Annotated in this window: 20 protein-coding genes; 18 read left to right on the top strand and 2 right to left on the bottom strand. The window is 29.5% G+C overall.

The features are described 5' to 3' along the window. Window positions 1-224: 224 nt before the first annotated feature. Window positions 225-923: a metallophosphoesterase family protein gene (locus CLOBL_RS22505; protein ID WP_077861072.1), complete on the bottom strand. Its 699-nt coding sequence runs from the start codon at window positions 921-923 to the stop codon at window positions 225-227. A 44-nt stretch (window positions 924-967) separates the two neighbouring features. Continuing rightward, window positions 968-2,344, bottom strand: a complete 1,377-nt coding sequence (gene murC, locus CLOBL_RS22500) for a UDP-N-acetylmuramate--L-alanine ligase (RefSeq protein ID WP_077861071.1) — start codon at window positions 2,342-2,344, stop codon at window positions 968-970. A 273-nt stretch (window positions 2,345-2,617) separates the two neighbouring features. Between murC and purR the strand changes: the two genes are divergently transcribed. The 18 genes from purR to CLOBL_RS22410 all read left to right on the top strand — a co-directional run bounded on the left by purR (window position 2,618) and on the right by CLOBL_RS22410 (window position 21,153). Further along, entirely contained in the window at window positions 2,618-3,433 is an 816-nt protein-coding gene (purR, locus tag CLOBL_RS22495; protein WP_077861070.1) for a pur operon repressor, read from the top strand. Between the two features lie 278 nt (window positions 3,434-3,711). Beyond that, window positions 3,712-3,987 (top strand): septation regulator SpoVG, encoded by a 276-nt coding sequence (gene spoVG, locus CLOBL_RS22490; RefSeq protein ID WP_009167744.1) that lies wholly within the window; start codon window positions 3,712-3,714, stop codon window positions 3,985-3,987. Window positions 3,988-4,186: 199 nt separating this feature from the next. Further along, the gene (gene glmU, locus CLOBL_RS22485; protein WP_077861069.1) at window positions 4,187-5,554 is read left to right on the top strand and encodes a bifunctional UDP-N-acetylglucosamine diphosphorylase/glucosamine-1-phosphate N-acetyltransferase GlmU; all 1,368 of its coding nucleotides are present in this window, start codon (window positions 4,187-4,189) and stop codon (window positions 5,552-5,554) included. Between the two features lie 47 nt (window positions 5,555-5,601). Continuing rightward, entirely contained in the window at window positions 5,602-6,570 is a 969-nt protein-coding gene (locus CLOBL_RS22480; protein WP_077861068.1) for a ribose-phosphate diphosphokinase, read from the top strand. 311 nt (window positions 6,571-6,881) lie between these two features. Next, a complete protein-coding gene (locus CLOBL_RS22475) occupies window positions 6,882-7,568 on the top strand; it encodes a response regulator transcription factor (RefSeq protein WP_077861067.1) in 687 nt (228 codons plus the stop codon). Then, complete coding sequence (locus tag CLOBL_RS22470) at window positions 7,569-8,987, top strand: HAMP domain-containing sensor histidine kinase (protein WP_077861066.1); 1,419 nt, start codon at window positions 7,569-7,571, stop codon at window positions 8,985-8,987. It begins immediately after the preceding gene. Window positions 8,988-9,009: 22 nt separating this feature from the next. After that, complete coding sequence (gene pth, locus CLOBL_RS22465; protein WP_077861065.1) at window positions 9,010-9,585, top strand: aminoacyl-tRNA hydrolase; 576 nt, start codon at window positions 9,010-9,012, stop codon at window positions 9,583-9,585. Window positions 9,586-9,599: 14 nt separating this feature from the next. After that, the gene (gene mfd, locus CLOBL_RS22460; protein ID WP_077861064.1) at window positions 9,600-13,103 is read left to right on the top strand and encodes a transcription-repair coupling factor; all 3,504 of its coding nucleotides are present in this window, start codon (window positions 9,600-9,602) and stop codon (window positions 13,101-13,103) included. Window positions 13,104-13,284: 181 nt separating this feature from the next. Continuing rightward, a complete protein-coding gene (locus tag CLOBL_RS22455) occupies window positions 13,285-14,310 on the top strand; it encodes a peptidylprolyl isomerase (RefSeq protein ID WP_077861063.1) in 1,026 nt (341 codons plus the stop codon). Window positions 14,311-14,536: 226 nt separating this feature from the next. Beyond that, the gene (gene spoVT / locus CLOBL_RS22450) at window positions 14,537-15,085 is read left to right on the top strand and encodes a stage V sporulation protein T (RefSeq protein ID WP_077861062.1); all 549 of its coding nucleotides are present in this window, start codon (window positions 14,537-14,539) and stop codon (window positions 15,083-15,085) included. A gap of 94 nt (window positions 15,086-15,179) precedes the next feature. Continuing rightward, a complete protein-coding gene (locus tag CLOBL_RS22445; RefSeq protein ID WP_077861061.1) occupies window positions 15,180-16,727 on the top strand; it encodes a polysaccharide biosynthesis protein in 1,548 nt (515 codons plus the stop codon). A 171-nt stretch (window positions 16,728-16,898) separates the two neighbouring features. Then, a complete protein-coding gene (gene mazG, locus CLOBL_RS22440) occupies window positions 16,899-18,350 on the top strand; it encodes a nucleoside triphosphate pyrophosphohydrolase (RefSeq protein ID WP_077861060.1) in 1,452 nt (483 codons plus the stop codon). Between the two features lie 219 nt (window positions 18,351-18,569). Further along, entirely contained in the window at window positions 18,570-18,845 is a 276-nt protein-coding gene (locus tag CLOBL_RS22435; protein WP_009167755.1) for an HU family DNA-binding protein, read from the top strand. A gap of 250 nt (window positions 18,846-19,095) precedes the next feature. After that, on the top strand, window positions 19,096-19,356 hold the full coding sequence (locus tag CLOBL_RS22430; protein ID WP_077861059.1) for an RNA-binding S4 domain-containing protein: 261 nt from the start codon (window positions 19,096-19,098) through the stop codon (window positions 19,354-19,356). Between the two features lie 162 nt (window positions 19,357-19,518). Further along, window positions 19,519-19,812 carry a sporulation protein YabP gene (gene yabP / locus CLOBL_RS22425; protein WP_009167757.1) on the top strand — a complete coding sequence of 98 codons (294 nt, stop codon included), beginning with the start codon at window positions 19,519-19,521 and terminating at the stop codon, window positions 19,810-19,812. A gap of 9 nt (window positions 19,813-19,821) precedes the next feature. Then, window positions 19,822-20,214, top strand: coding sequence for a spore cortex biosynthesis protein YabQ (gene yabQ / locus CLOBL_RS22420; protein WP_009167758.1), 393 nt, complete (start codon window positions 19,822-19,824; stop codon window positions 20,212-20,214). Window positions 20,215-20,290: 76 nt separating this feature from the next. Then, the gene (locus CLOBL_RS22415; RefSeq protein ID WP_077861058.1) at window positions 20,291-20,584 is read left to right on the top strand and encodes a septum formation initiator family protein; all 294 of its coding nucleotides are present in this window, start codon (window positions 20,291-20,293) and stop codon (window positions 20,582-20,584) included. Between the two features lie 158 nt (window positions 20,585-20,742). Further along, window positions 20,743-21,153: a S1 domain-containing RNA-binding protein gene (locus CLOBL_RS22410; RefSeq protein WP_077861057.1), complete on the top strand. Its 411-nt coding sequence runs from the start codon at window positions 20,743-20,745 to the stop codon at window positions 21,151-21,153. The last annotated feature ends 321 nt before the right edge of the window (window positions 21,154-21,474 follow it).

The following is a 21,474-nucleotide window of genomic DNA, read 5'->3' as shown; positions in this document are numbered from 1 at the left end:
CACTGTGTGAAAGTTCGAGACACCAAATGCAAGATTTGGACTCTCACTTTTGGTTTTCTGCTCATCGGCATATTGACCTAATAGACCCGCTATGAGGGCAATTTGCCTCTTTGCCTGATGAAAAATATGAATAGCAACATTGGACTTGTTATTTACTTTCATAAGCCTAAATTTTAATTAGGGTGGTATTTATATCATAGTAATCATTTTTTTGTAAGGCTTGTCTATTCCATACCATTTTCAAAACTTTGGATTAATTCCTGTGGAAAATCCAACATTGTCATGTCTTTAATTATTCTTTTATATGGGTATTGAATTTCTTTTATTTGAACTTTCATTCCATCTTCTTTGTTAATATTAAGAATACAATAAGTACTATTAGGACGGCCAATTTTAGGCTTACCAACACTGCCGCAGTTTATATATACTTTACTTCCAAATTCTTTCATTCCAGGTATATGAGTATGGGCACAAATTAAAACGTCTTCGCTTATAGAACTCATTACTTCAAGGGTTTTATCTTCATCTTTTAAAAGATATTCATTGATTTTATCTGGACTTCCATGAACAAAGAGCAGTTTTTTATTCATAATATTTAAAGTTAATGTTGATGGTAAGTTTTCTAGAAAAAGTCTGTTTTCCTCTCTAAGCTCTCTAACAGTCCAAGGAAGAGAGAAACTGTTAATACGAGTTTCTCTTATATAGGAATATTCATTATCAACAACTGAACTATCATAATTGCCTTTTATACAAAGAATATGCCTTCTTCTAACCATTGAAATAACTTCATTAGGATGAGGACCATAACCAACTAAGTCTCCTAAGCAAATAATTGTATCAACTTTTTCAACATCGATATCTTCTAAAAGATTAATTAGGGCATAGACATTAGCATGAATATCTGAAATTACCGCTATTTTCATAAGCAATCCTCCTAAGTTATTTAAGAAATTATTAAAGTAGTATTTTATGCTTCTAAATATTTCTCTCCAACTATAACTACATCACCAGCACCTACTGTTAGTAATAAATCGCCAGAAGTAAGTTTTGATTTTACGTAGCTTAAGGCTTCATCATGAGAATGAACATTAGTACATACTATTCCTTTTTCTCTTATAGCATCTCCAAGTTCATCAGAAGATATAAGTCCAGTATTTTTTTCACGAGCAGCATAAATATCCATTAATATAAGCTCATCTACGTCATTGAAACATTCTGTAAATTCATTAAATAATGCTTTTGTCCTGGTGTAAGTATGAGGTTGAAAAATACAATAAGTTTTATTATGATGAATTTGTTTTGCAGTACTTAAGGTTGCTTTAATTTCAGTAGGGTGATGGGCATAATCATCAATTACAGTAACTCCGTTTACTTCACCCTTATACTCGAATCTTTTGTGAGCACCTTTGCATTTTGCTAATCCTGCAATTATATTGGAATCAGAAATATTAAAAATAAGAGAGACACAAATGGAAGCAAGAGCATTTAAAATATTATGCTTACCTGGCACATTTAAAGAAACAGTAAATAAGTTTTTAGAATCTTTATATACATCAAAGGTAGCACAGCCATTATTGTTAAATATAATATTCTTAGCGGTCAAATCAGCATCTTCAAATCCATAAGTCATTGTATTGCAGTTTGCTTTTTCTAAAATTTCTTTAACTCTAAAGTCACCAGCGTAACCAACAAGATACCCATCATTTGGAACTAATTCAGAGAATTGAGAGAAGGTATCAGTAATGTCATCTATATCCTTATAGAAATCTAAGTGATCTGCATCAATATTTAAGATTATACCGATATAAGGGAAAAACTTTAAGAATGAACGTTTATATTCACAAGCTTCAGTTATGAAATATTCACTATTACCTATTTTGAAGTTTCCACCAATCTCATCTAGCTCTCCTCCAACTAAAATAGTTGGATCTAAGTCACCAGCTAATGTAATATGAGAAAGCATAGATGTACAAGTAGTTTTGCCATGAGTACCTGTAACTGCTACGTTATATTTATGGCCTTTCATAATTTGACCTAAGAATTCAGCTCTATCCATTAATTTTATATTCTTTTCTTTAGCTTCTAAAAGCTCAGGATTATCAGATGGAATTGCAGCAGTATAAACTACTAAATCTACATTTTTAATGTTGTCTTTATTATGACCTATGTAAATTTCAGCACCTGAAGACCTTAATTTATCTATAATTGATGAATCCTTAAAATCTGAGCCCGATACCTTAAATCCACTGTTTAATAAAACAGCAGCCAGACCACTCATACTGATCCCACCAATACCTATGAAATGAATTTTTTTATCTTTATCTTCTATAAAATCGAAAGACAAATGATCAACTCCTTTTAATTAATAAGCATATATTTTTTAATCTTAGTTAAATCTTTAGTTTTATACTTTAAATATAATTATATACATTTTTCTAAAAATCAACCATAGGAAAAAATAGATACATATTATTTTATGCCTATTTACTGATTTTGTGAACAGGTTATAAACATATGAATGAACTTTATGTGTAAAAACATTGATATTAAATTAAATTTAGCATAAAATATGAATATTAAAAGGATTTAATATAAAAAAATTCGTGTGGGTGATAAGATGGAAAAATTTACGAGAAACAAAAGGGTAGTTGCTATAACCAAGATATTATTAGAGAATCCTAATAAAATATTAGGATTAAATAAGTTTTCAGAATTGTTAAATGCAGCAAAATCTACTACAAGTGAAGATATAGTAGTGGTTCGTGAAGTGTTAGAAAGACTTGAAATGGGAAAAGTTGAAACAATTTCTGGAGTGGCAGGAGGAATAAAGTATGTTCCTCAAATTGGAGAGGAAGAAAAGAGAGAGTTCGCATTAGAAATATGTAAACAATTAAGTGACGATGGAAGAGTCATTCCAGGAAATATAATATATATGACTGATTTAATGTATAATCCTAAAATAATAAATAAGGCTGGAGTAATGTTATCGTCATGCTTTCAAGGAAAAGATATTGATTATGTAATAACGGTTGAAACTAAAGGAATTCCATTAGCTTATGAAGTAGCTAGAAATTTAGGAGTACAATTAGTTATTGCAAGAAGAGACAGTCAAGTCACAGAAGGCCCAACAGTTACCATAAATTATGTTTCTGGAAGTGATGGCAGGCTGCAACAAATGTCACTATCAAAGAAGTCAATGAGATCATCTAGTAAATGTATATTTATAGATGATTTTATGAAAGGCGGGGGAACTGCTGTAGGAATTAAAGATCTGTTAAAGGAATTTGATAGTGAGCTAGTAGGAATTGGAGTGCTAGTAGATAATAAACAAATCGAAAAAAAATTCATTGATGAATATGTTTCAATTGTAGAATTAAAAGAAGTAGATAAATCAGCAATTATAGGGATACAGCCTTCGAAAACATTTTCTTAATTAGAAATACTGGATTAAATTGAGTTCTAATTTATAAAACAACTGACATATTATTTATTGGTTGAGAAAGATTATGCAGTCTGGTAATAAGATTTTTACTATATAAAGTTGTGGGATTAATAGAAAGAGTAATCTTTTAGTATTTATTATTTTATATGTTTATACAAAAAAATAAATTTTATAAGGATTTATCAAATATAAAAAAGGAATTTAGTAATTTGTGGAGAATTTATATAAATATTAAATATTTTTAAAGCAACTGGGAGGGGTGGAGTAAAGTGAAAATAACAGACGTTAGAATTAGAAAAATTGCATCAGAAGGTAAAATGAAGGGAATAGTTTCTGTTACATTTGATAATGAATTTGTAGTTCACGATATCAAAGTTATAGAAGGACAAGCGGGTTTATTTATTGCTATGCCTAGTAGAAAAACACCAGATGGAGAATTTAAGGATATAGCTCACCCAATAAATACGGAAGCTAGAGAGAAAATTCAAACTGCAATTTTAGAAGCTTATGAAAAAGCTGTTTCAGAAGAAGTTGTGGAAGGATAATGAATTTATGAGCAAAAGGAAGTTGTATATAACTTCCTTTTGTTTTGTGAAAGAAGATTTTGTAAAAAAATATTAGGTAGGCTGTGTGGTTGAAATACAAGTAGCTTTCCCATATAATTAATTTAGCATGAATATTGAATGAATTATTACTATAAAATAATCGTGTTAGTATAAATTTATAAATGAGGTGTTATATATAATGTATAAATGTGCTTTAGTTTTAGCGGCTGGTCAAGGTAAGAGAATAAAGTCAGATTTACCAAAAGTATTGCATAAAGTATGCGGTAAAGAAATGCTAAAACATGTTATAGATTCAGTAAGAAATTCTGGAATTAATGATATAGATGTAATAATAGGTAAGGGCTCAGAACTTGTTAAAGAAAGAACTTTAGATAAAAATGTATCATATTCATTACAAGCTGAACAATTAGGGACTGGGCATGCAGTAAAGTGCGCAGAAGAATTTTTAAAGGGAAAGAAAGGAGTAGTCGGAATATTCACAGGAGACACTCCTTTAATAAAGCAGTCAACAATTGAAAGATTATTTGATGAGCACATTGAAAATAAAAATTCGGCTACTATATTAACTGCTATTGTTGATGACCCAACTGGTTATGGAAGAATTGTAAGAGAAAATAATGAGGTATCAAAAATTGTAGAGCATAAAGATTGTACTGAAGAAGAACTCAAGATTAACGAGATGAATTCTGCAATTTATTGCTTTGATATTGAGTTATTACTTAGTGCATTAGGAAAAATAAATAATAACAACAATCAGGGAGAATATTATCTCACAGATGCTATAGAAATTTTGAAGTCTCAAGGGAAAAAAATAGGAGCAGTTGTAACTGAATATGAAGAAACTATTGGAGTAAATTCAAGAGTTCAATTAGCAGAAGCAGAAGAAATGTTAAAAAATAGAATTAATATTAAACATATGGAAAATGGAGTTACATTGATTGATCCTAAGACAATATATATAGGAACTGATGTTGAAATAGGAAAAGATACAATAATATATCCAAATAATATTTTAGAGGGAAATACAAAGATAGGAAGTAATTGTGTAATATATCAAAATTCAAGAATTGTAGACAGTACTATTGGAGAGGAAGTAGATATCCAAGCTTCAGTTATATTAGAGAGTAATATTGGTGATAATACTACTGTTGGTCCGTTTGCATATATTAGGCCTGAGACTAAAATAGGGAAGCATGCTAGAATAGGTGATTTTGTAGAAATAAAGAAATCAACAATTGGGGATGGAACTAAGGTATCACATTTAACTTATATAGGTGATGCTGAAGTAGGCTCAGAATGCAACTTTGGATGTGGAACAGTAGTTGTAAATTATGATGGCAAAGAGAAACATAAAACTATTATAGGAAATCATAGTTTTATAGGCTGTAATACTAATTTAGTTTCACCTGTTACAGTTCAGGACAATACATATATTGCAGCAGGATCTACTATTACAGCTGAAGTAAAAGAAGGAGATCTTGCAGTTGCTAGGGCTAAACAGAGAAATATAAGTGGATGGGTAGAAAAAAAAGGATTAAAGAAGTAAATTTTTATTATAGATAAGCCAAAATTTTTAAGGGGGTCTTCTTGATTATGATAACTCATGGAAGAAATATAAAAGTATTTACTGGAAATTCCCATGCTAAGTTGGCAAAAGATATAGCAGATATTTTAGGGGTTCCAGTTGGAGCTTCTAAAGTTTCAACTTTCAGTGATGGAGAAATATCTGTTGATATTAATGAAACGGTTAGAGGAAATGATGTATTTATAGTTCAATCCACTTGTTCACCTGTTAATAATAATTTAATGGAATTACTAATTATGATTGATGCTTTTAAAAGAGCATCAGCAGGTAGAATAACAGCAGTTATGCCATACTATGGATATGCAAGGCAAGATAGGAAGGCTAAATCAAGAGATCCGATAACTGCTAAGTTGGTTGCAGATTTATTGACAGCGGCAGGTGCACATAGAGTTTTAACTATGGATTTACATGCAGCCCAAATTCAAGGATACTTTAATATTCCTGTTGATCATTTACTTGGAGCACCGATACTTGCACAGCATTTTATATCAAAAGGATTGGCAGATCAAGATGATGTTGTCGTTGTTTCACCTGATCTTGGAAGTGTAACTAGAGCAAGAAAATTTGCTGATAATCTACATTCGCCGATAGCTATTATAGATAAAAGGAGACCAAAAGCAAATGTTTCTGAAATAATGAATATTATCGGTGATATTGCAGGAAAGAGATGTATACTAATAGATGATATGATTGATACTGCAGGAACTATTGCAAATGCAGCAAATGCACTTAAAGATTTAGGAGCTAAGAATATTTATGCCTGCTGCACTCATGGAGTGTTATCAGGTCCAGCAATGGATAGGATAAATAGCTCTGCAATTGAAGAGTTAGTATTATTAAATACAATTCCACTAAATGAAGAAAATGATAATACAAAGATTAAATCGCTTTCAGTTGCACCTCTATTTGCTGAAGCAATAAAGAGGATTTACGATGATCAGCCAATAAGTAAATTATTTGAATGTCAAACAAAGTAAATGTAGTCTAATATTTATTTAAGATGACTTAAAAATAAAAAAGAATGTATATTTGTTTTGAAATATTAAAACAAATATATATTCTATTTTTTATAATATATATTTCTAGATGGCAAGCATTAGGTTATAATATATCATATTAAAAAGTTCAACTGAAATATTATGGTAAAATCCTGCTATATAAATTGATTTTAAATTTTTATATGAAAATAATAATTTGAGTTAATTTCTATTAAAATATAATGAGATATAGATTGTTTATGTTATATTAGGATATAGATAATATCAATCAGTTAAGGAGGGAAAAGACTATGGATGGAGCTATAACAAAAGTGTTAATCGTGGACGATGATGAAAACATAAGCGAAGTAATAGATATGTATTTAAAAAGTTCTGGGTATAATACTAAAGTAGCGTCTAATGGAAAAGAAGCACAGGAATTATATTTGGATTATAACCCCGATATAGTTCTGCTTGATGTAATGATACCTTATATAGACGGAATTGATATTTTAAAATGGATAAGAAAACAAAAGGAAACACCTGTTATAATGATTACAGCAAAGGGAGATACTTTTGATAAAGTTTTAGCATTAGAAATTGGCGCCGATGATTATATAGTAAAGCCTTTTGAACCTAAAGAGCTATTAGCTAGGGTTAAGGCAGTACTTAGAAGGTATTCGTCAGATAATATTCATAACGAGATAATAAAATTAAGTGATCTATCAATAGACTCTTCTTCCTATAAAGTGATGTATAATGGTGAAGAAGTAAAAATGCCACCTAAAGAATTTGAATTATTATATTATTTAGCTAATAATAAAAATAAAGTTTTTACAAGAGAACAATTACTTTGTGAAGTTTGGGGATATGATTATCCAGGAGATTCAAGAACTGTAGATGTGCATATAAAGAGATTAAGGGAGAAACTAAGCAGCGGAGAACAATGGGAGATACAGACTGTATGGGGTGTTGGATACAAATTTGAGGTGAACTAAATGAAAAGTGGAAGCTTACTTCAAAAATTAATAATGACATTTATAATTATTTTGACTATAGTATTGGTCTTGCTTGCATGGCTTTTGTCTATATGGTTTAGAATAACTTATTTTGATGAAAAAAGAACACAATTTGAGCAAGATGGTGAATATATATCTAAAGCAATTAAAATATATGATACTGAAAAAAGTGATATAGACTTAGATAAGTTAAACGCTATAATAGATATGGCAAGTGTTGGAGCTAATTCGGACATTACTGTTTCGAATAAATCTGGATATATATATCTGCATTCAGAATTTGAAGATAATAAAAACTTAGAGGATAAGCCAAGTATATCTGATAAGGATGTGGCTTTGTTAAATGAAGGGAAACCTGTAGAGTATATTAATGACCATTATACGTACATATATCCGATAATAGAAAATGATGAATATGAAGGGTATATTGCAATGACAGCACCTCTATCTATAATAAGTAAACAGCTACATAGAATATATTTGATTGTATGGATATCTGCATTAGGTGCAATGATATTTGCATCAGTGGTTTTATCTTTAGTTTCTAAGAAAATATTAATAAATCCTCTAGCTGAAATAAATAATGCAGCAAAAAGATTTGCTAATGGAGAAGTTAATAGAAGAGTTCGTTTAGAATCACAGGATGAAATTGGAGAACTTGCAAATTCATTTAACATAATGGCTGAATCTTTAGAAAAGGTTGAAAATAATAGACGAGATTTTATATCAAATGTTTCTCATGAGTTAAGATCTCCAATTACTTCTATAAAAGGATTTATTGCAGGGATTATAGACGGAGTTATTCCTAAGGACAAGGAAGGATACTATCTGGATATTGTTTATAGTGAAATAAAAAGATTAACGCGGCTAATAAATGATTTACTAGACTTATCAGCTATTGAATCTGGTAAGCTAAAATTTGATATGAAAAAGATTGATATTAATGAGCTCGTTAGATTATGTGTTATAAATAATGAACAAAATATAAAAGAGAAACATATAACATTGAAAATAGATTTACAAGATGAAAATTGCTATGTTAAAGCTGATGAAGATAGGACAATGCAAGTTATAACAAATTTACTCGATAATGCAATTAAATATTGTAGTAGTGATGGATTAATACGTATTAGTACACACTATAAAGGCTCAAAGGTTTTTGTACAGATATATAATAATGGACCCCAAATTGCGGAGGATGAAATAAGACATATATGGAATAGGTTTTATAAGTCTGATAAATCTAGAACAAATAAGGTGAGTACTGGACTTGGCTTACCAATAGTAAGAATGATAATAATGCAGCAAGGTGAAGAAATATGGGTCAAAAATCATCCTAATATAGGTGTCACATTTACATTTTCACTAACAAAATATAAGAATAATAGAAATAAATAAACCCGCTAAGGAGGAAAAACATATGTTTTTAATAGTAGGTCTTGGAAATCCAGGAAAAGAGTATGAAGATACAAGACATAATATTGGCTTCAAAGTTATTGATAATATTGCTAAGGAGTATAATATTGAAATAAATAGGCAAAAATTTAAAGGAGTATATGGTGAAGGCTTTATAAATAATAATAAAGTTATGCTTTTGAAACCAACTACATACATGAATTTAAGTGGCGAAAGCGTAAGAGAAGTAGTAGATTTTTATAATCTTGAAAATAGTGAAGTTTTAGTTATATATGATGATATTAGTTTAGAAATTGGAAAATTGAGAATAAGAGATAAAGGAAGTGCAGGCGGTCATAACGGGATAAAGAGTATTATAGCGCATCTAGGAAGTGATATTTTCCCAAGAATAAAGGTAGGCATAGGACAACCTAATGTTGATCTAGTTAAATATGTGCTAGGGAGATTCACAAAGGAGGAAATGACTATTTTAAGTGAAAGTATAGATGCATCAACAAAGGCAGCAGAAGAAATAATAAGAAGTGATGTTAAGACAGCTATGAATCAATTCAATGGGTTTAAAGCAAGTACAATAATTTAAGGAAGGTGCATGGGATGAGATTAAAAGGGTTATTAGAGCCCTTGGAAAGTAGTATAGAATTTCAAAACATAAAGACAGGTGTTGAAAGTAAAAAGTATCCTATTGGCATATATGGTGCATCTGAATCAGGTAAAGGATATATAGTAGGTGGAATGTTCGAGAATATCGATAAATCCATAGTAATTATTACGCAAAGCGATATAGAAGCAAAAAACCTTTATGAGGATTTGATATTTTACACTAATGAAGTATATTATTTTCCAATAAGAGAAATGGTTTTCTATAATATTGATGCTATTTCTGGAGATTTAAGATGGGCAAGATTAAAAGTAATAAATGAAATATTAAATAATAAGAAAAAGAAGATAATAGTAACTTCAATAGAGGCGTTTGCTTCAAAATATACTCCACATAGATCTTTTTTAGAGTATAGCATGAACTTTAAAGAAGGGGATGAAATTGATCTTACTGAGATTTCGAAGAAGCTACTTCAATCTGGTTATGAGAGAGTTGAAGCAGTTGAAGGGAAAGGTCAGTTTTCATTAAGAGGAGGAATATTAGATGTTTTTCCAACGTGTTCAACTTATCCATATAGAGTTGAACTTTTTGGCGATGAAATAGAATCAATTAGGACATTTAATACAGAATCTCAGAGAAGTATAGAAAAGGTTAAGAAGATAAATATATTCCCAGCTAAAGAAATAATAATATCTGAAGAAATGTTGAAATATGGACGTGACAAACTTCAAGAAGAATTTAATAAAATTGCAGCACAAGACAAAGATAGCGAAAGAGTAGAAAAATTAAGAAAAATGTTAAATAAGAATTTAGAAGCTTTAGAGGAAACGTCATCATTTGAAACAATAGATAGTTATTTAACATATTTCGTAAAGGAACCAGAAAGCCTTTTTGACTATTTTAAGGATTATTTCTTCATAGTAGACAATGCTCAAAGATGTAAAGGCAAATTAGAATCTACTTATTTTGAGTTTGAAGAAAACTTTACAGCTTTTTCTGAGAGGGGGGATATATTTCCCGGGCAAGGAAATTTATTGTTTAATAAAGAAGAAATATTAGAATCATTTGAAGATAAAGATATGGCCTTTTTTGAAGCTTTAACTAAAACTAATGATTGGCTTAGACCACATTTAACTGTAAATATGGTTCAAGTGACATTAAATAACTATCAAGGGCAGCTAGATTTTTTAATTGATGATATATTAAGCAAGAAAAATGCAGGATATAAGACATTAATATTATCAGGAACAAGAGCTAGAGGGGAACGATTAGTAGGGACGTTAAGAGACAGAGGAATAGAAAGTGTCTATAGAGATGATGTTGATAAAATTGAATATGGAGAAGTAGTGATAACTTTTGGAAATCAGTTGAAAGGTTTTGAATACCCTGAGTATAAGGTGTGTGTAATATCAGACCGGGAAGTATTTGGAGAAGCAAAGAGAAAACTAAAGGCTAGCAAGTCAAAGAAAAAGGGTATCTCCAAAATAAAAAGCTTTGCAGAATTAAAACCAGGAGATTATGTAGTTCATGCTAATCATGGAATTGGTGTATATAAAGGAATTAAGCAGATAGATGTTGGCGGACATAAGCGAGATTATCTAGATATAGTTTATGATAAAGGGGACAAATTATATGTTCCTGTAGATCAGCTTGATTTAATTCAAAAATACATTGGAAGTGAAGGTAAATCTCCAAAAGTTAATAAGCTTGGAAGTGCCGAATGGCAAAAAGCAAAGGCAAAAGCAAGAAAATCGATTAATGAGATAGCTGAAGATTTAGTTAAACTTTATGCAATGAGAAGTACTGTAAAGGGGCACAAATTCCCTAAAGATACAGAATGGCAAAAGCAATTTGAAGATGAGTTTCCATTTGAAGAAACTCCAGATCAATTGACATCTTTAGAGGAAATAAAACAAGATATGGAGTCAGATAAGCCTATGGACAGACTCCTATGTGGGGATGTTGGATATGGTAAAACGGAAGTTGCTTTGAGAGCAGCATTTAAAGCAGTAATGGATGGAAAGCAAGTTGCAATTTTAGTTCCAACAACTATTTTGGCAGAACAGCATTACAAAAATATGAAAAACAGATTTTCCGATTTTCCGATAAAAATAGATATGGTTAGCAGATTTAGGACTGCAAAGCAACAAAAAGATATATTACAGAAAGTAAAAGAAGGAAATTTGGATATTTTAATAGGAACTCATAGATTAGTATCAAAAGATATTCAATTTAAGGATTTAGGGTTGCTAGTAGTGGATGAAGAGCAAAGGTTTGGAGTAAAGCAAAAAGAAAAGATTAAAGGTATTAAAAAAAATGTTGATGTTTTAACATTGAGTGCAACTCCGATTCCTAGAACACTTCATATGTCACTGAGTGGGGTTAGAGACATTTCTGTTATTGAAACTCCTCCTGAAGAGAGATATCCAGTTCAGACGTATGTTGTAGAACAAAATGATCAGCTTATAAGAGATGCTATCCTCAGAGAAATAGGCAGAGATGGTCAAGTTTATTTTGTATATAATAGGGTTGAAGATATTGAAAGAATGGCTAAATACGTACAAACGCTGGTTCCAGAAAGTAAAGTAGGCGTTGCTCATGGACAAATGGCAGAAAGACAGCTTGAAAAAGAAATGTATGATTTTATGTCAGGAGAGTATAACGTATTAGTTTGCACAACGATAATAGAAACTGGAATGGATATTCAGAATGTAAATACTATAATTATTTATGATGCAGATAAAATGGGATTATCACAATTATATCAATTAAGAGGCAGAGTAGGTAGATCTAATAGGATTGCATATGCTTATCTTTTATATACTAAAGATAAAGTTTTGACGGAAGTTGCAGAGAAAAGACTTAAGGCATTAAAAGATTTTACTGAATTAGGTTCTGGTTTTAAGATAGCTATGAGGGATTTAGAAATCAGAGGTGCAGGTAATATGATGGGATCATCTCAGCATGGACATATGGCATCAATAGGATATGACTTATACTGTAGAATGCTTGAGGACACTGTTAAGATCCTAAAAGGAGAAATTCAAAAAGAACCTATAGAAACAACTTTAGATATAAAGGTAGATGCATTTATTTCAGAAAGTTATATAGAAGATGAGATTCAAAAAATCGAAGTTTACAAAAAGATAGCTGCAATCGAGGGAATAGATGACTATAATGATATAAAAGAAGAACTAGAAGACAGATATTCAAAGATACCTGAACCAGTATATAACTTAATGGATATTGCTTATATAAAAAGTCAGGCTAAATCTATTTTTATAGAGGAAATAAAGGAAAATTCCAAAGAAATAATATTTAGATTTGCACAAGATGAAAATGGATATAAGAATATATTTAAAACTCTAATGGACAAATATAAAAACAGTGTGGTATTAAAGTTTGGAACAAACCCTTATTTTTCATTCAAGTTAAAATATATTAAGAAGGAAAATAAATTAGAATTTTTAAAAGAAGTTTTTAATGACATAATATTGTAACAAAGATATGATATAAAAGAAAAGTAACATAAATTAAATAGTTCAAAAAAATTGAATTATAAAAATAATATTGATATACTAATATTAGACTTTTTACAGTAAAGACTTTAAAAATACTATTGTTTGAGAAAAGTTTATCGTATTTTTAAGGGTTAAATCTAAAATAAGCGAGGGGAAAATTTTGAAAAGATTAAAGAAGTTTATTGCGATTATAGCTATTGCAGCAATTTCAGCTACAGCTATGGGATGCAAAATGATTGAGAAGACACCGGAAGCTATACAAAAAACAGTTTTGGCAACAGTTGGAAGTGAATCAATAACAAAAGGCGATTTAGATAAAGAAATTGATGCTCAGTTAAAGCAACAATTTGGAGATGATTATGAAACTAATACTAAGGTTGCAGACCAAGTAAAACAAGCGAAGAAGCAAGGACTAGATAATTTAGTAACTGAAAAAATACTTTTACAAGAAGCTGATAAATTAGGCTTAAAACCATCAGATGATGATCTTAATAAAAAGGTTGATGATACAATAAATCAATATAAGGCCCAATATCCTGAAGAAGGGCAATGGGAAAGCGTTTTAGGGCAAAGTGGATTAACTGAAGATCAACTTAGAGATTTAATAAAGAAGAATAACATAGAGCAAGCAGTTCAGCAAGATATAGTAAAAGATGTAACTGTAACAGATGATGATGTTCAAGCAGAGTATGATAAAAATAAGGATTCTAAATATAGTACAGGAGCTGGAGCAAATGTAGCACATATTTTAATTGCTGAAAAGGCTAGCGATGGATCTGTAGATTTTGATGCATCATTGAAAAAGGCTAATGATATAAAGGCACAATTAGACGCAGGTGCAGACTTTGCGACATTAGCTAAAGAATATTCAACTGATCCAGGGTCTAAGGACAAAGGTGGAGATTTAGGATTCCAAGCATATAATACAACACAATTAGTTCCTGAGTTTGTAGACGGATTTAAAAATCTAAAAGAAGGAGAAATTTCAGCACCAGTAAAAAGCCAATATGGATATCATATAATTAAAGCTACTGGATTAAAAGCTGCGCAAGTGACTCCATTTGATCAAGTTAAAGATCAGATAAAATCAACCTTATTACAACAAAAGCAAGGGGATGCTTTTAATTCAAAGATAGCAGAATGGAAATCAGATTTAAAAGTAAAAACTTATGAAGACAGATTATAATTAATAATAATTATGTTTTTAAAGTATATTTAATACTTACAGCTAGATTTATGAAATTAATAGAATAATAAAGAGACTGTTTTAAAATAATTAGATTATTTTGGAACAGTCTTTTTTGTCAAAAAAATAATTTATATAAAATTTGTCTATAAGTGTATAAAATTTCTAGAAATTCAAATAATAATACTGCAATCAATTAAAGAGTTCAAAGGAGGTTATATAACCAATGAAGGCAACAGGAATTGTTAGACGAATCGATGATTTAGGAAGAGTGGTAATACCAAAAGAAATAAGGAGAACTTTGAGAATAAGAGAAGGAGATCCATTAGAAATTTTCACAGATAGAGATGGAGGAGTAATTTTAAAAAAATATTCTCCAATTGAGGAACTTACTAATTTTTCAAAGGAATATTGTGAAAGTTTGCAACAAGTTATAGGTCATGTCGTATTAATTGCTGACAAAGATGCATTTGTTTCTGTAAGTGGAGCACCTAAAAAAGAGTACATAGAAAGAAAAGTAAGTAGTGAACTAGAAAAAATAATGGATGGTAGAAAGACTGTATTATTAAATAAAGCTAGTAATTCAGTAATACCATTACATAACGATGATGATGAAACAACTTATACAAGTCAGGTTATATCACCAATTGTAGCAGAAGGAGATGAAATTGGTGCAGTAATAATTGTATCAAAAGAGGATGGAGAACTTGGTGAAGTTGAAACAAAGTTAGTTGAAACTGCAGCAGCATTTTTAGGTAAGCAAATGGAACAATAATATTAATAATTTATTCAAAGTGTGAAAATAAAAGGAATAATACCTCTAAACTTACAATAATTATTATTGTAACATGTAAGTTTGGAGGTGTTTTATGAAGAAGCAATCCTTAATAAAAGGAAGTATTATTCTTGGGACAGCAGGAATATTAACAAGATTTCTAGGGCTGTTTTTTAGATGGCCGCTGATAATGTTAATAGGCGATGAAGGAATAGGGTATTATCAGATGTCTTATCCACTGTATATGTTTTTTATAGCCATGGCCTCAGGAGTCCCAGTAGCAATGTCCAAAATAATATCAGAAAAGAATGCAACGAATGATATAGAGGGAAGTTTTGAAGTTATGAAGGAAGCTGCTATTTTGATGGCAATAATAGGGACAGGCACTACTTTAGCGTTATTCTTTTTTGCAAAACCGATAATACTATTCTTAAAGTGGGATTCAAAAGCATATTATTCATTGATAGGAATCTCTTTTGCACCAATTGTAATATCATATGTAACCATATTTAGAGGATTTTTTCAAGGACTTCAAAATATGACTCCGTCGGCAATATCACAAATAATTGAGCAGATTGGAAGAGTTATATTTGGAGTAGGACTAGCTATCTTTTTATTACCAAAGGGAATTGAATATTCTGCAGGAGGAGCAGCTTTTGGTGCTACTGCTGGAGCTGTTGTTGGAGGAACGTATTTATATTCCAATTATAAAAAGGTTAAAAAGAATTATAAAATTAAGAAGGTAAGAAACAATACTGAAATATTAAGTACAATATTAAGAATTGCAATCCCTATATCATTAGGTACAACAGTTGGAAGTATTATGAACCTAATAGATTCTATTTTAGTTCCACAAGAACTACTAAAAGCAGGTTTTACAAATACTCAATCTACTGTTTTGTATGCACAATTGACAGGAAAAGCCTCGGTTATTATAAATATTCCATTAACCCTTTCTATGGCAATTTGTACATCATTAGTTCCTATTATAGCTGAGAATTTCGTACTTAAAAGAGAGAAGGGACTTAAAAATAAAGTAGATGCTTCTATGAAAATGTCAGCAGTAATAGCTATTCCATGTACTATGGGACTTTTCTTTCTAGCAGAGCCAGTAATGAAATTCATATTTCCGGGTAGATTTGACGGCATAGAAATATTAAAATACTTATCTTTATCTATACCATTTATAATAATTACTCAAACAACAACAGCAATATTGCAGGGGACAGGAAATTATATTAAACCTGTTATTAATTTATTAATTGGATGCATAATAAAGATTATATTAACTTGCACATTAGTTCCAATGGAAGCTTTTAATATATATGGTGCTGTTATAGCAAGCTGTGGAGCATATTCATTAATAAGTATTTTAAATATGATATCTATGAAGTTTACATTAAAAATAAAGTTAAATCTATATGAAATATTAATTAAGCCAACATATGCAGCTATTATTATGATGATATTTGTGTTAATTAGTTATAATATTATATATAAGAAGACAATAAGTAATGGAGTATCTTGCTTATTATCCATATTCTTGGGTATGATAATATATATCATATTAATAATTATATTTAGAGTATTTAATGTGGAAGACATAAAAAGCAGATTTAAAACATATTCAAAAAGAAACTAGTCAGAGTATGCTAATATATATTTGGGAGTGTGTAGTCAGGTTGCTTTATTTAAATATAAATAAAGTCAAGAGATTTAATATTATTCTATGTGACACAAATATAATAGCGTATATATTGAAAAGGCGTTCATTTGATATGCATAAAGAAAAGTGAAAAGGAGAGAAACTCTAATGATTAAAATAATGGGACTAGGACCAGGGGCGAAGGAAGCATTAACTATAGGAACAATACAAGAACTTGAGAGTAATAAAAATATATTTTTAAGAACAGAAAAACATCCAACAGTAGATTACCTAAAGAAAAAGAATATCGAATTTAATACTTATGATGATGTCTATGAAAGTATCCAAAGTTTTGATGAAGTATATCTAAATATAGCTAATGATTTAATAAAAAAGCATGATGAATTAGGAAATTTAATTTACGCAGTACCAGGACATCCGTTAGTTGCAGAAAAATCAGTATTTAATTTAATTGAATTATGTAAGGAAAAAAATATAGAATATAAGATAATACCAGCCGTAAGTTTTATTGATGCGATGATTGAGAGCCTTAGAATTGATCCTATAGAAGGATTAAAGGTAATAGATTCTTTTGATATAAGAAATCAAATTTTAGATAAGAGAATAGGAACTATAATTACGCAAGTATACAATCCATTAATAGCATCAGAAGTTAAGTTAAAATTACTAGAATGTTATAATGATGAAACAGAAATATATTATGTAAGAGCAGCAGGAATAATAGGACAGGAAAGTATAAGAAAGATACCTTTATTTGAATTGGATATGCAGGAAGATATAGACTATTTAACATCTGTCTACATTCCTAAGGATGTTAATAATAAAAAGGATTTTAACGATTTACTAGAGATAATTGAAATATTAAGGGGCGAAAATGGTTGCCCATGGGATAAGGAACAAACTCATGAATCTTTAAAAAAAGCTTTGATAGAGGAGAGTTATGAAGTTATAGATGCAATAGATGAGGAGGATGATAATTCTTTAATTGAAGAACTGGGAGATGTACTTCTACAGGTTGTTTTCCATTCCTCAATAGGAAAAGAGGAAGGATATTTTGATATAAATGATGTGATAGAGGGAATATGTAATAAAATGATAAGCAGGCATCCTCACGTCTTTAATAATTCTAATGGATTAAATTCCTCAGACGAGGTATTAGTAAAATGGGATGAATTAAAGAAGAAAGAAAAGGGATATACTAGTATTGCAGAAGAAATGAGAGGTATAACAAAAGGATTACCGGCATTATTAAGAGCACATAAGGTTCAAGAGAAAGCAAGGAAAGTTGGATTCGATTTTAAAAATGTAAATTTGGCTATAGATAAAGTAAAAGAAGAACTTAAAGAGGTAATTGATGTATATAATAAAGAAAATGTGGAGAAAATAATAGAAGAAGTTGGAGATATGCTATTTTCATGTGTTAATGTTTCAAGGCTTTTAAAAGTAGATGAGGAAATAGCATTAAATAATACTATAGACAAGTTTATAAAAAGATTTGATTACGTTGAAAGAGTTTCAAAAGAAAAAAGTATTGAATTAACTAATAAAAATTTGGATAAAATGGATAAACTTTGGGAAATATCAAAAAAACTAGATTAATATATAATTAAAATAGAGGAATTTTCTAGTTTATGCAGAATAATAAAATATAAAGAACTATATTGTAACGATTTATTGGATTATTTAGTTATATATAGGAAAAGAAAGCGTTTTTCTATAGACGGGTAGCTGAAGAGGTTATATAATAAAGAAGTGCAATTTAGTACATAAAGAAAACAGTTAAACAATATATAACTGGATTTTAAGGAGGATGTTATTGTGAATAAAGCAGAATTAATTACTAGCATGGCAGAAAAAAGTAAGTTAACAAAGAAAGATGCAGAATTAGCATTAAAATCTTTAATTGAAAGCGTTGAAGAAGCATTAGAAAAAGGAGAAAAAGTTCAACTAGTTGGTTTCGGAACTTTTGAAACAAGAGAAAGAGCTGCTAGAGAAGGAAGAAATCCTAGAACTAAGGAAGTTATAAAGATTCCTGCAACAACAGTGCCAGTATTTAAAGCTGGAAAAGAATTCAAAGATAAAGTTAACAAGTAGTAAAATACAAGTTAAACGGAGTAATATGAACCCGAGTTTTTCTCGGGTTCTTTTAATAAGATGGAATTAAGAAAAATACATTAATTTGTTATCATATTTGTCATAAGTGAAGGATTTAAGTGTAAATTTTTTATTCAACACAAAATTATGAAGTGATCCAATAGGTATATAAATGATCTTAGTTGCATAGAAAAATGTTCATGGCAGATTTAAGTTTATATTTTCTTATTGTACATAAAAGGAGGAAGTTATGAGATTAGATAAATATTTAAAAGTATCTCGTATCATAAAGAGAAGAACTGTAGCAAAGGAAATAAGTGAAAGTGGTCGTATAGTAATCAATGATAAAGTAGCAAAGCCTTCAACAAAAGTAAAAGAAGGAGATATAATTCAAATAACCTTTGCTAACAAAATATTAAAAGCTGAAATAACTAATATAGCAGAACACGTAAGAAAAGAAGATGCAAAGGAAATGTATGAAATCCTTGAAGGAGAAGAAGATCAAGAGTAGAAACTAATTGAGTTTATCTACTCTTCTTTAATATGTTTTTATAAAATTATTATTTACAAATTAATTTAACATAGAACAAACTCAACTCATTAAATATTCTACATTCTAAATTATGAAACATAAACATATATTGTATAAGAAAAATAAATGGAGGAATCTTTAATGGAGAAAAGAGTAGAAAATAAAGTAGAAGAGAGTAAATCCAATTTGATTTTAGAAAATAGAAAAAAGTTAGCATTAAGTGGTGTTATTGAAGTTATAAGTTTTGATGAACAGAAAATAGATTTAACAACTAATTTAGGAAACTTAACTATAAAGGGAGAAGAGTTAAAAATGAATAAATTAGACGTGCAAAATGGTGATGTTACAATTGCTGGAAATATTGCGTCTATAGTTTATAATGGAAAGATATCTAAAAAAAGCAATGAAAGTATAATAAGTAGATTATTTAGGTAGGAACATATCATGCTATTAGGATTAAATATGCAGGTCAATATTGTTGTATATAGCTTAATTGCAGGAATAATAACAGGAATATTGTTTGATATATATAGAGGAATAAGAGGATTGAACTCTATAAAAATATTGCTCATAATAGAAGACCTGTTATTTTGTATACTTATTGCTTTAATTGTATTTACTTTTTTATTATATACGAATTATGCTTTTTTAACTCCCTATGTATATATCTTCATAATTATTGCGGTTCTAATATATTTTAAATTCATTAGTAAATATTTTTATACTGGTGAAATAATAATTATAAAGTCATTTTACAAGTTATTTCGAATATTATTAAAGAATATATTGTATCCATTAAAAATAATTGCATATAAAATTGCCGATAAACGGAAATAAGAAAAAATTACTTGAATAATAGTGATATAGTGTTTACAATAGACTTAAGAGAATTTGTAAAATAGAGGTTCTATAGATGAAAAAGAAGCTAATCTTAAAAAGAGTAGTAATTATTGGGTTTATTATTTTCTTTGTTTTTAGTTATATTAGGCAAAGTATAACCACGAATAGAATTCAAAAAGAAATTGCAAGTAAGCAGTCTCAATTAGATGAAGTCAAACAAAAGAATGAGAGGCTTCAAGATGAAGTTGATAAAATTAATTCAGACTCATTAGATTATCTCGAAAAATTAGCAAGAGAAAGACTTGGAATGATTAAGCCAGGTGAAAAGGTTGTTAGTGGTGAGGTAACGAATGAAGGTTCTAATTAACTTTCAGCATATAGAAAAGCTTATAAAACTCTGGTAGCATAACAGCTAAGTAATAAAAATAATAATTAAATGTGTATTCTAAATTAAAGAACATCTGCATAGCAGAGCTAGTTCATAAATTTTATATATTTTTAAATTTAAGGAGGAATCTTTTAAACATGACCTTAATGGCAGGAAACATAGTAGAGGGCACAGTGATAAACATTACGAATTTTGGAGCTTTTATTGAAGTTGAAGGCAAAACTGGATTAGTTCATATTTCAGAAGTCGCAGATTCTTACGTAAAAGATATTAGGGAACATCTTAATGAACAGGATAAAGTAAAGGTAAAAGTCATTTCAATTGATGATAATGGCAAAATCAGCCTTTCAATAAAGCAGGCAAATGTTCAAAGAAAGTCCGTTAAGCCAGCAGAAATTGATTGGAAGTCAGCTGATAAGAAGAAGACTAATAACTCAGGAAATTTTGAGGATATTATGTCTAAGTTTTTAAAAGATAGTGAAGAAAGAATGCAAGATGTAAAGAAACATCAGGAATTTAAAGGTAAGGGTGGAAAGAAAGGCTATTAAAATTTTTAGTCTTATTGCACATAAATAAAAGAAGTTTAGTAAATTTTAAATGTAGGATAAATTATTGAGAAATCAATTAGGTTTTTCAAAATTTATTCTACATTAATTAATGCCTAAATCATTGCATGATACTGTTTACATAGATACATATAAAAGCCAATTTATGTATGTTGAAAAATTAGATTAGTATATGTTATAAAATATTGTTGACAGCATAAAGATTATATATTATAATTAGCTTTGTTGTCGGCACTTGATGTATAACAACATGCCGAAGTGGCGGAACTGGCAGACGCACAGGACTTAAAATCCTGCGGTGGT

This window comes from Clostridium sp. BL-8 (assembly GCF_002006495.1).
In the GTDB taxonomy this organism is placed as follows: Bacteria; Bacillota; Clostridia; order Clostridiales; family Clostridiaceae; genus Clostridium.
The sequence above is the reverse complement of the archived record's forward strand: the minus strand, read 5'-3'. Positions and strand labels throughout refer to the sequence as shown.

What these genes read in the sequence shown, in the direction of transcription:
- CLOBL_RS22505 (WP_077861072.1), bottom strand. Translation starts at nt 923, where the DNA reads ATGAAAATAGCGGTAATTTCAGATATTCATGCTAATGTCTATGCCCTA.
- purR (WP_077861070.1), top strand. Translation starts at nt 2,618, where the DNA reads ATGGAAAAATTTACGAGAAACAAAAGGGTAGTTGCTATAACCAAGATA.
- glmU (WP_077861069.1), top strand. Translation starts at nt 4,187, where the DNA reads ATGTATAAATGTGCTTTAGTTTTAGCGGCTGGTCAAGGTAAGAGAATA.
- CLOBL_RS22480 (WP_077861068.1), top strand. Translation starts at nt 5,602, where the DNA reads ATGATAACTCATGGAAGAAATATAAAAGTATTTACTGGAAATTCCCAT.
- CLOBL_RS22475 (WP_077861067.1), top strand. Translation starts at nt 6,882, where the DNA reads ATGGATGGAGCTATAACAAAAGTGTTAATCGTGGACGATGATGAAAAC.
- CLOBL_RS22470 (WP_077861066.1), top strand. Translation starts at nt 7,569, where the DNA reads ATGAAAAGTGGAAGCTTACTTCAAAAATTAATAATGACATTTATAATT.
- pth (WP_077861065.1), top strand. Translation starts at nt 9,010, where the DNA reads ATGTTTTTAATAGTAGGTCTTGGAAATCCAGGAAAAGAGTATGAAGAT.
- mfd (WP_077861064.1), top strand. Translation starts at nt 9,600, where the DNA reads ATGAGATTAAAAGGGTTATTAGAGCCCTTGGAAAGTAGTATAGAATTT.
- spoVT (WP_077861062.1), top strand. Translation starts at nt 14,537, where the DNA reads ATGAAGGCAACAGGAATTGTTAGACGAATCGATGATTTAGGAAGAGTG.
- CLOBL_RS22445 (WP_077861061.1), top strand. Translation starts at nt 15,180, where the DNA reads ATGAAGAAGCAATCCTTAATAAAAGGAAGTATTATTCTTGGGACAGCA.
- mazG (WP_077861060.1), top strand. Translation starts at nt 16,899, where the DNA reads ATGATTAAAATAATGGGACTAGGACCAGGGGCGAAGGAAGCATTAACT.
- CLOBL_RS22430 (WP_077861059.1), top strand. Translation starts at nt 19,096, where the DNA reads ATGAGATTAGATAAATATTTAAAAGTATCTCGTATCATAAAGAGAAGA.
- yabP (WP_009167757.1), top strand. Translation starts at nt 19,519, where the DNA reads ATGGAGAAAAGAGTAGAAAATAAAGTAGAAGAGAGTAAATCCAATTTG.
- yabQ (WP_009167758.1), top strand. Translation starts at nt 19,822, where the DNA reads ATGCTATTAGGATTAAATATGCAGGTCAATATTGTTGTATATAGCTTA.
- CLOBL_RS22415 (WP_077861058.1), top strand. Translation starts at nt 20,291, where the DNA reads ATGAAAAAGAAGCTAATCTTAAAAAGAGTAGTAATTATTGGGTTTATT.
- CLOBL_RS22410 (WP_077861057.1), top strand. Translation starts at nt 20,743, where the DNA reads ATGACCTTAATGGCAGGAAACATAGTAGAGGGCACAGTGATAAACATT.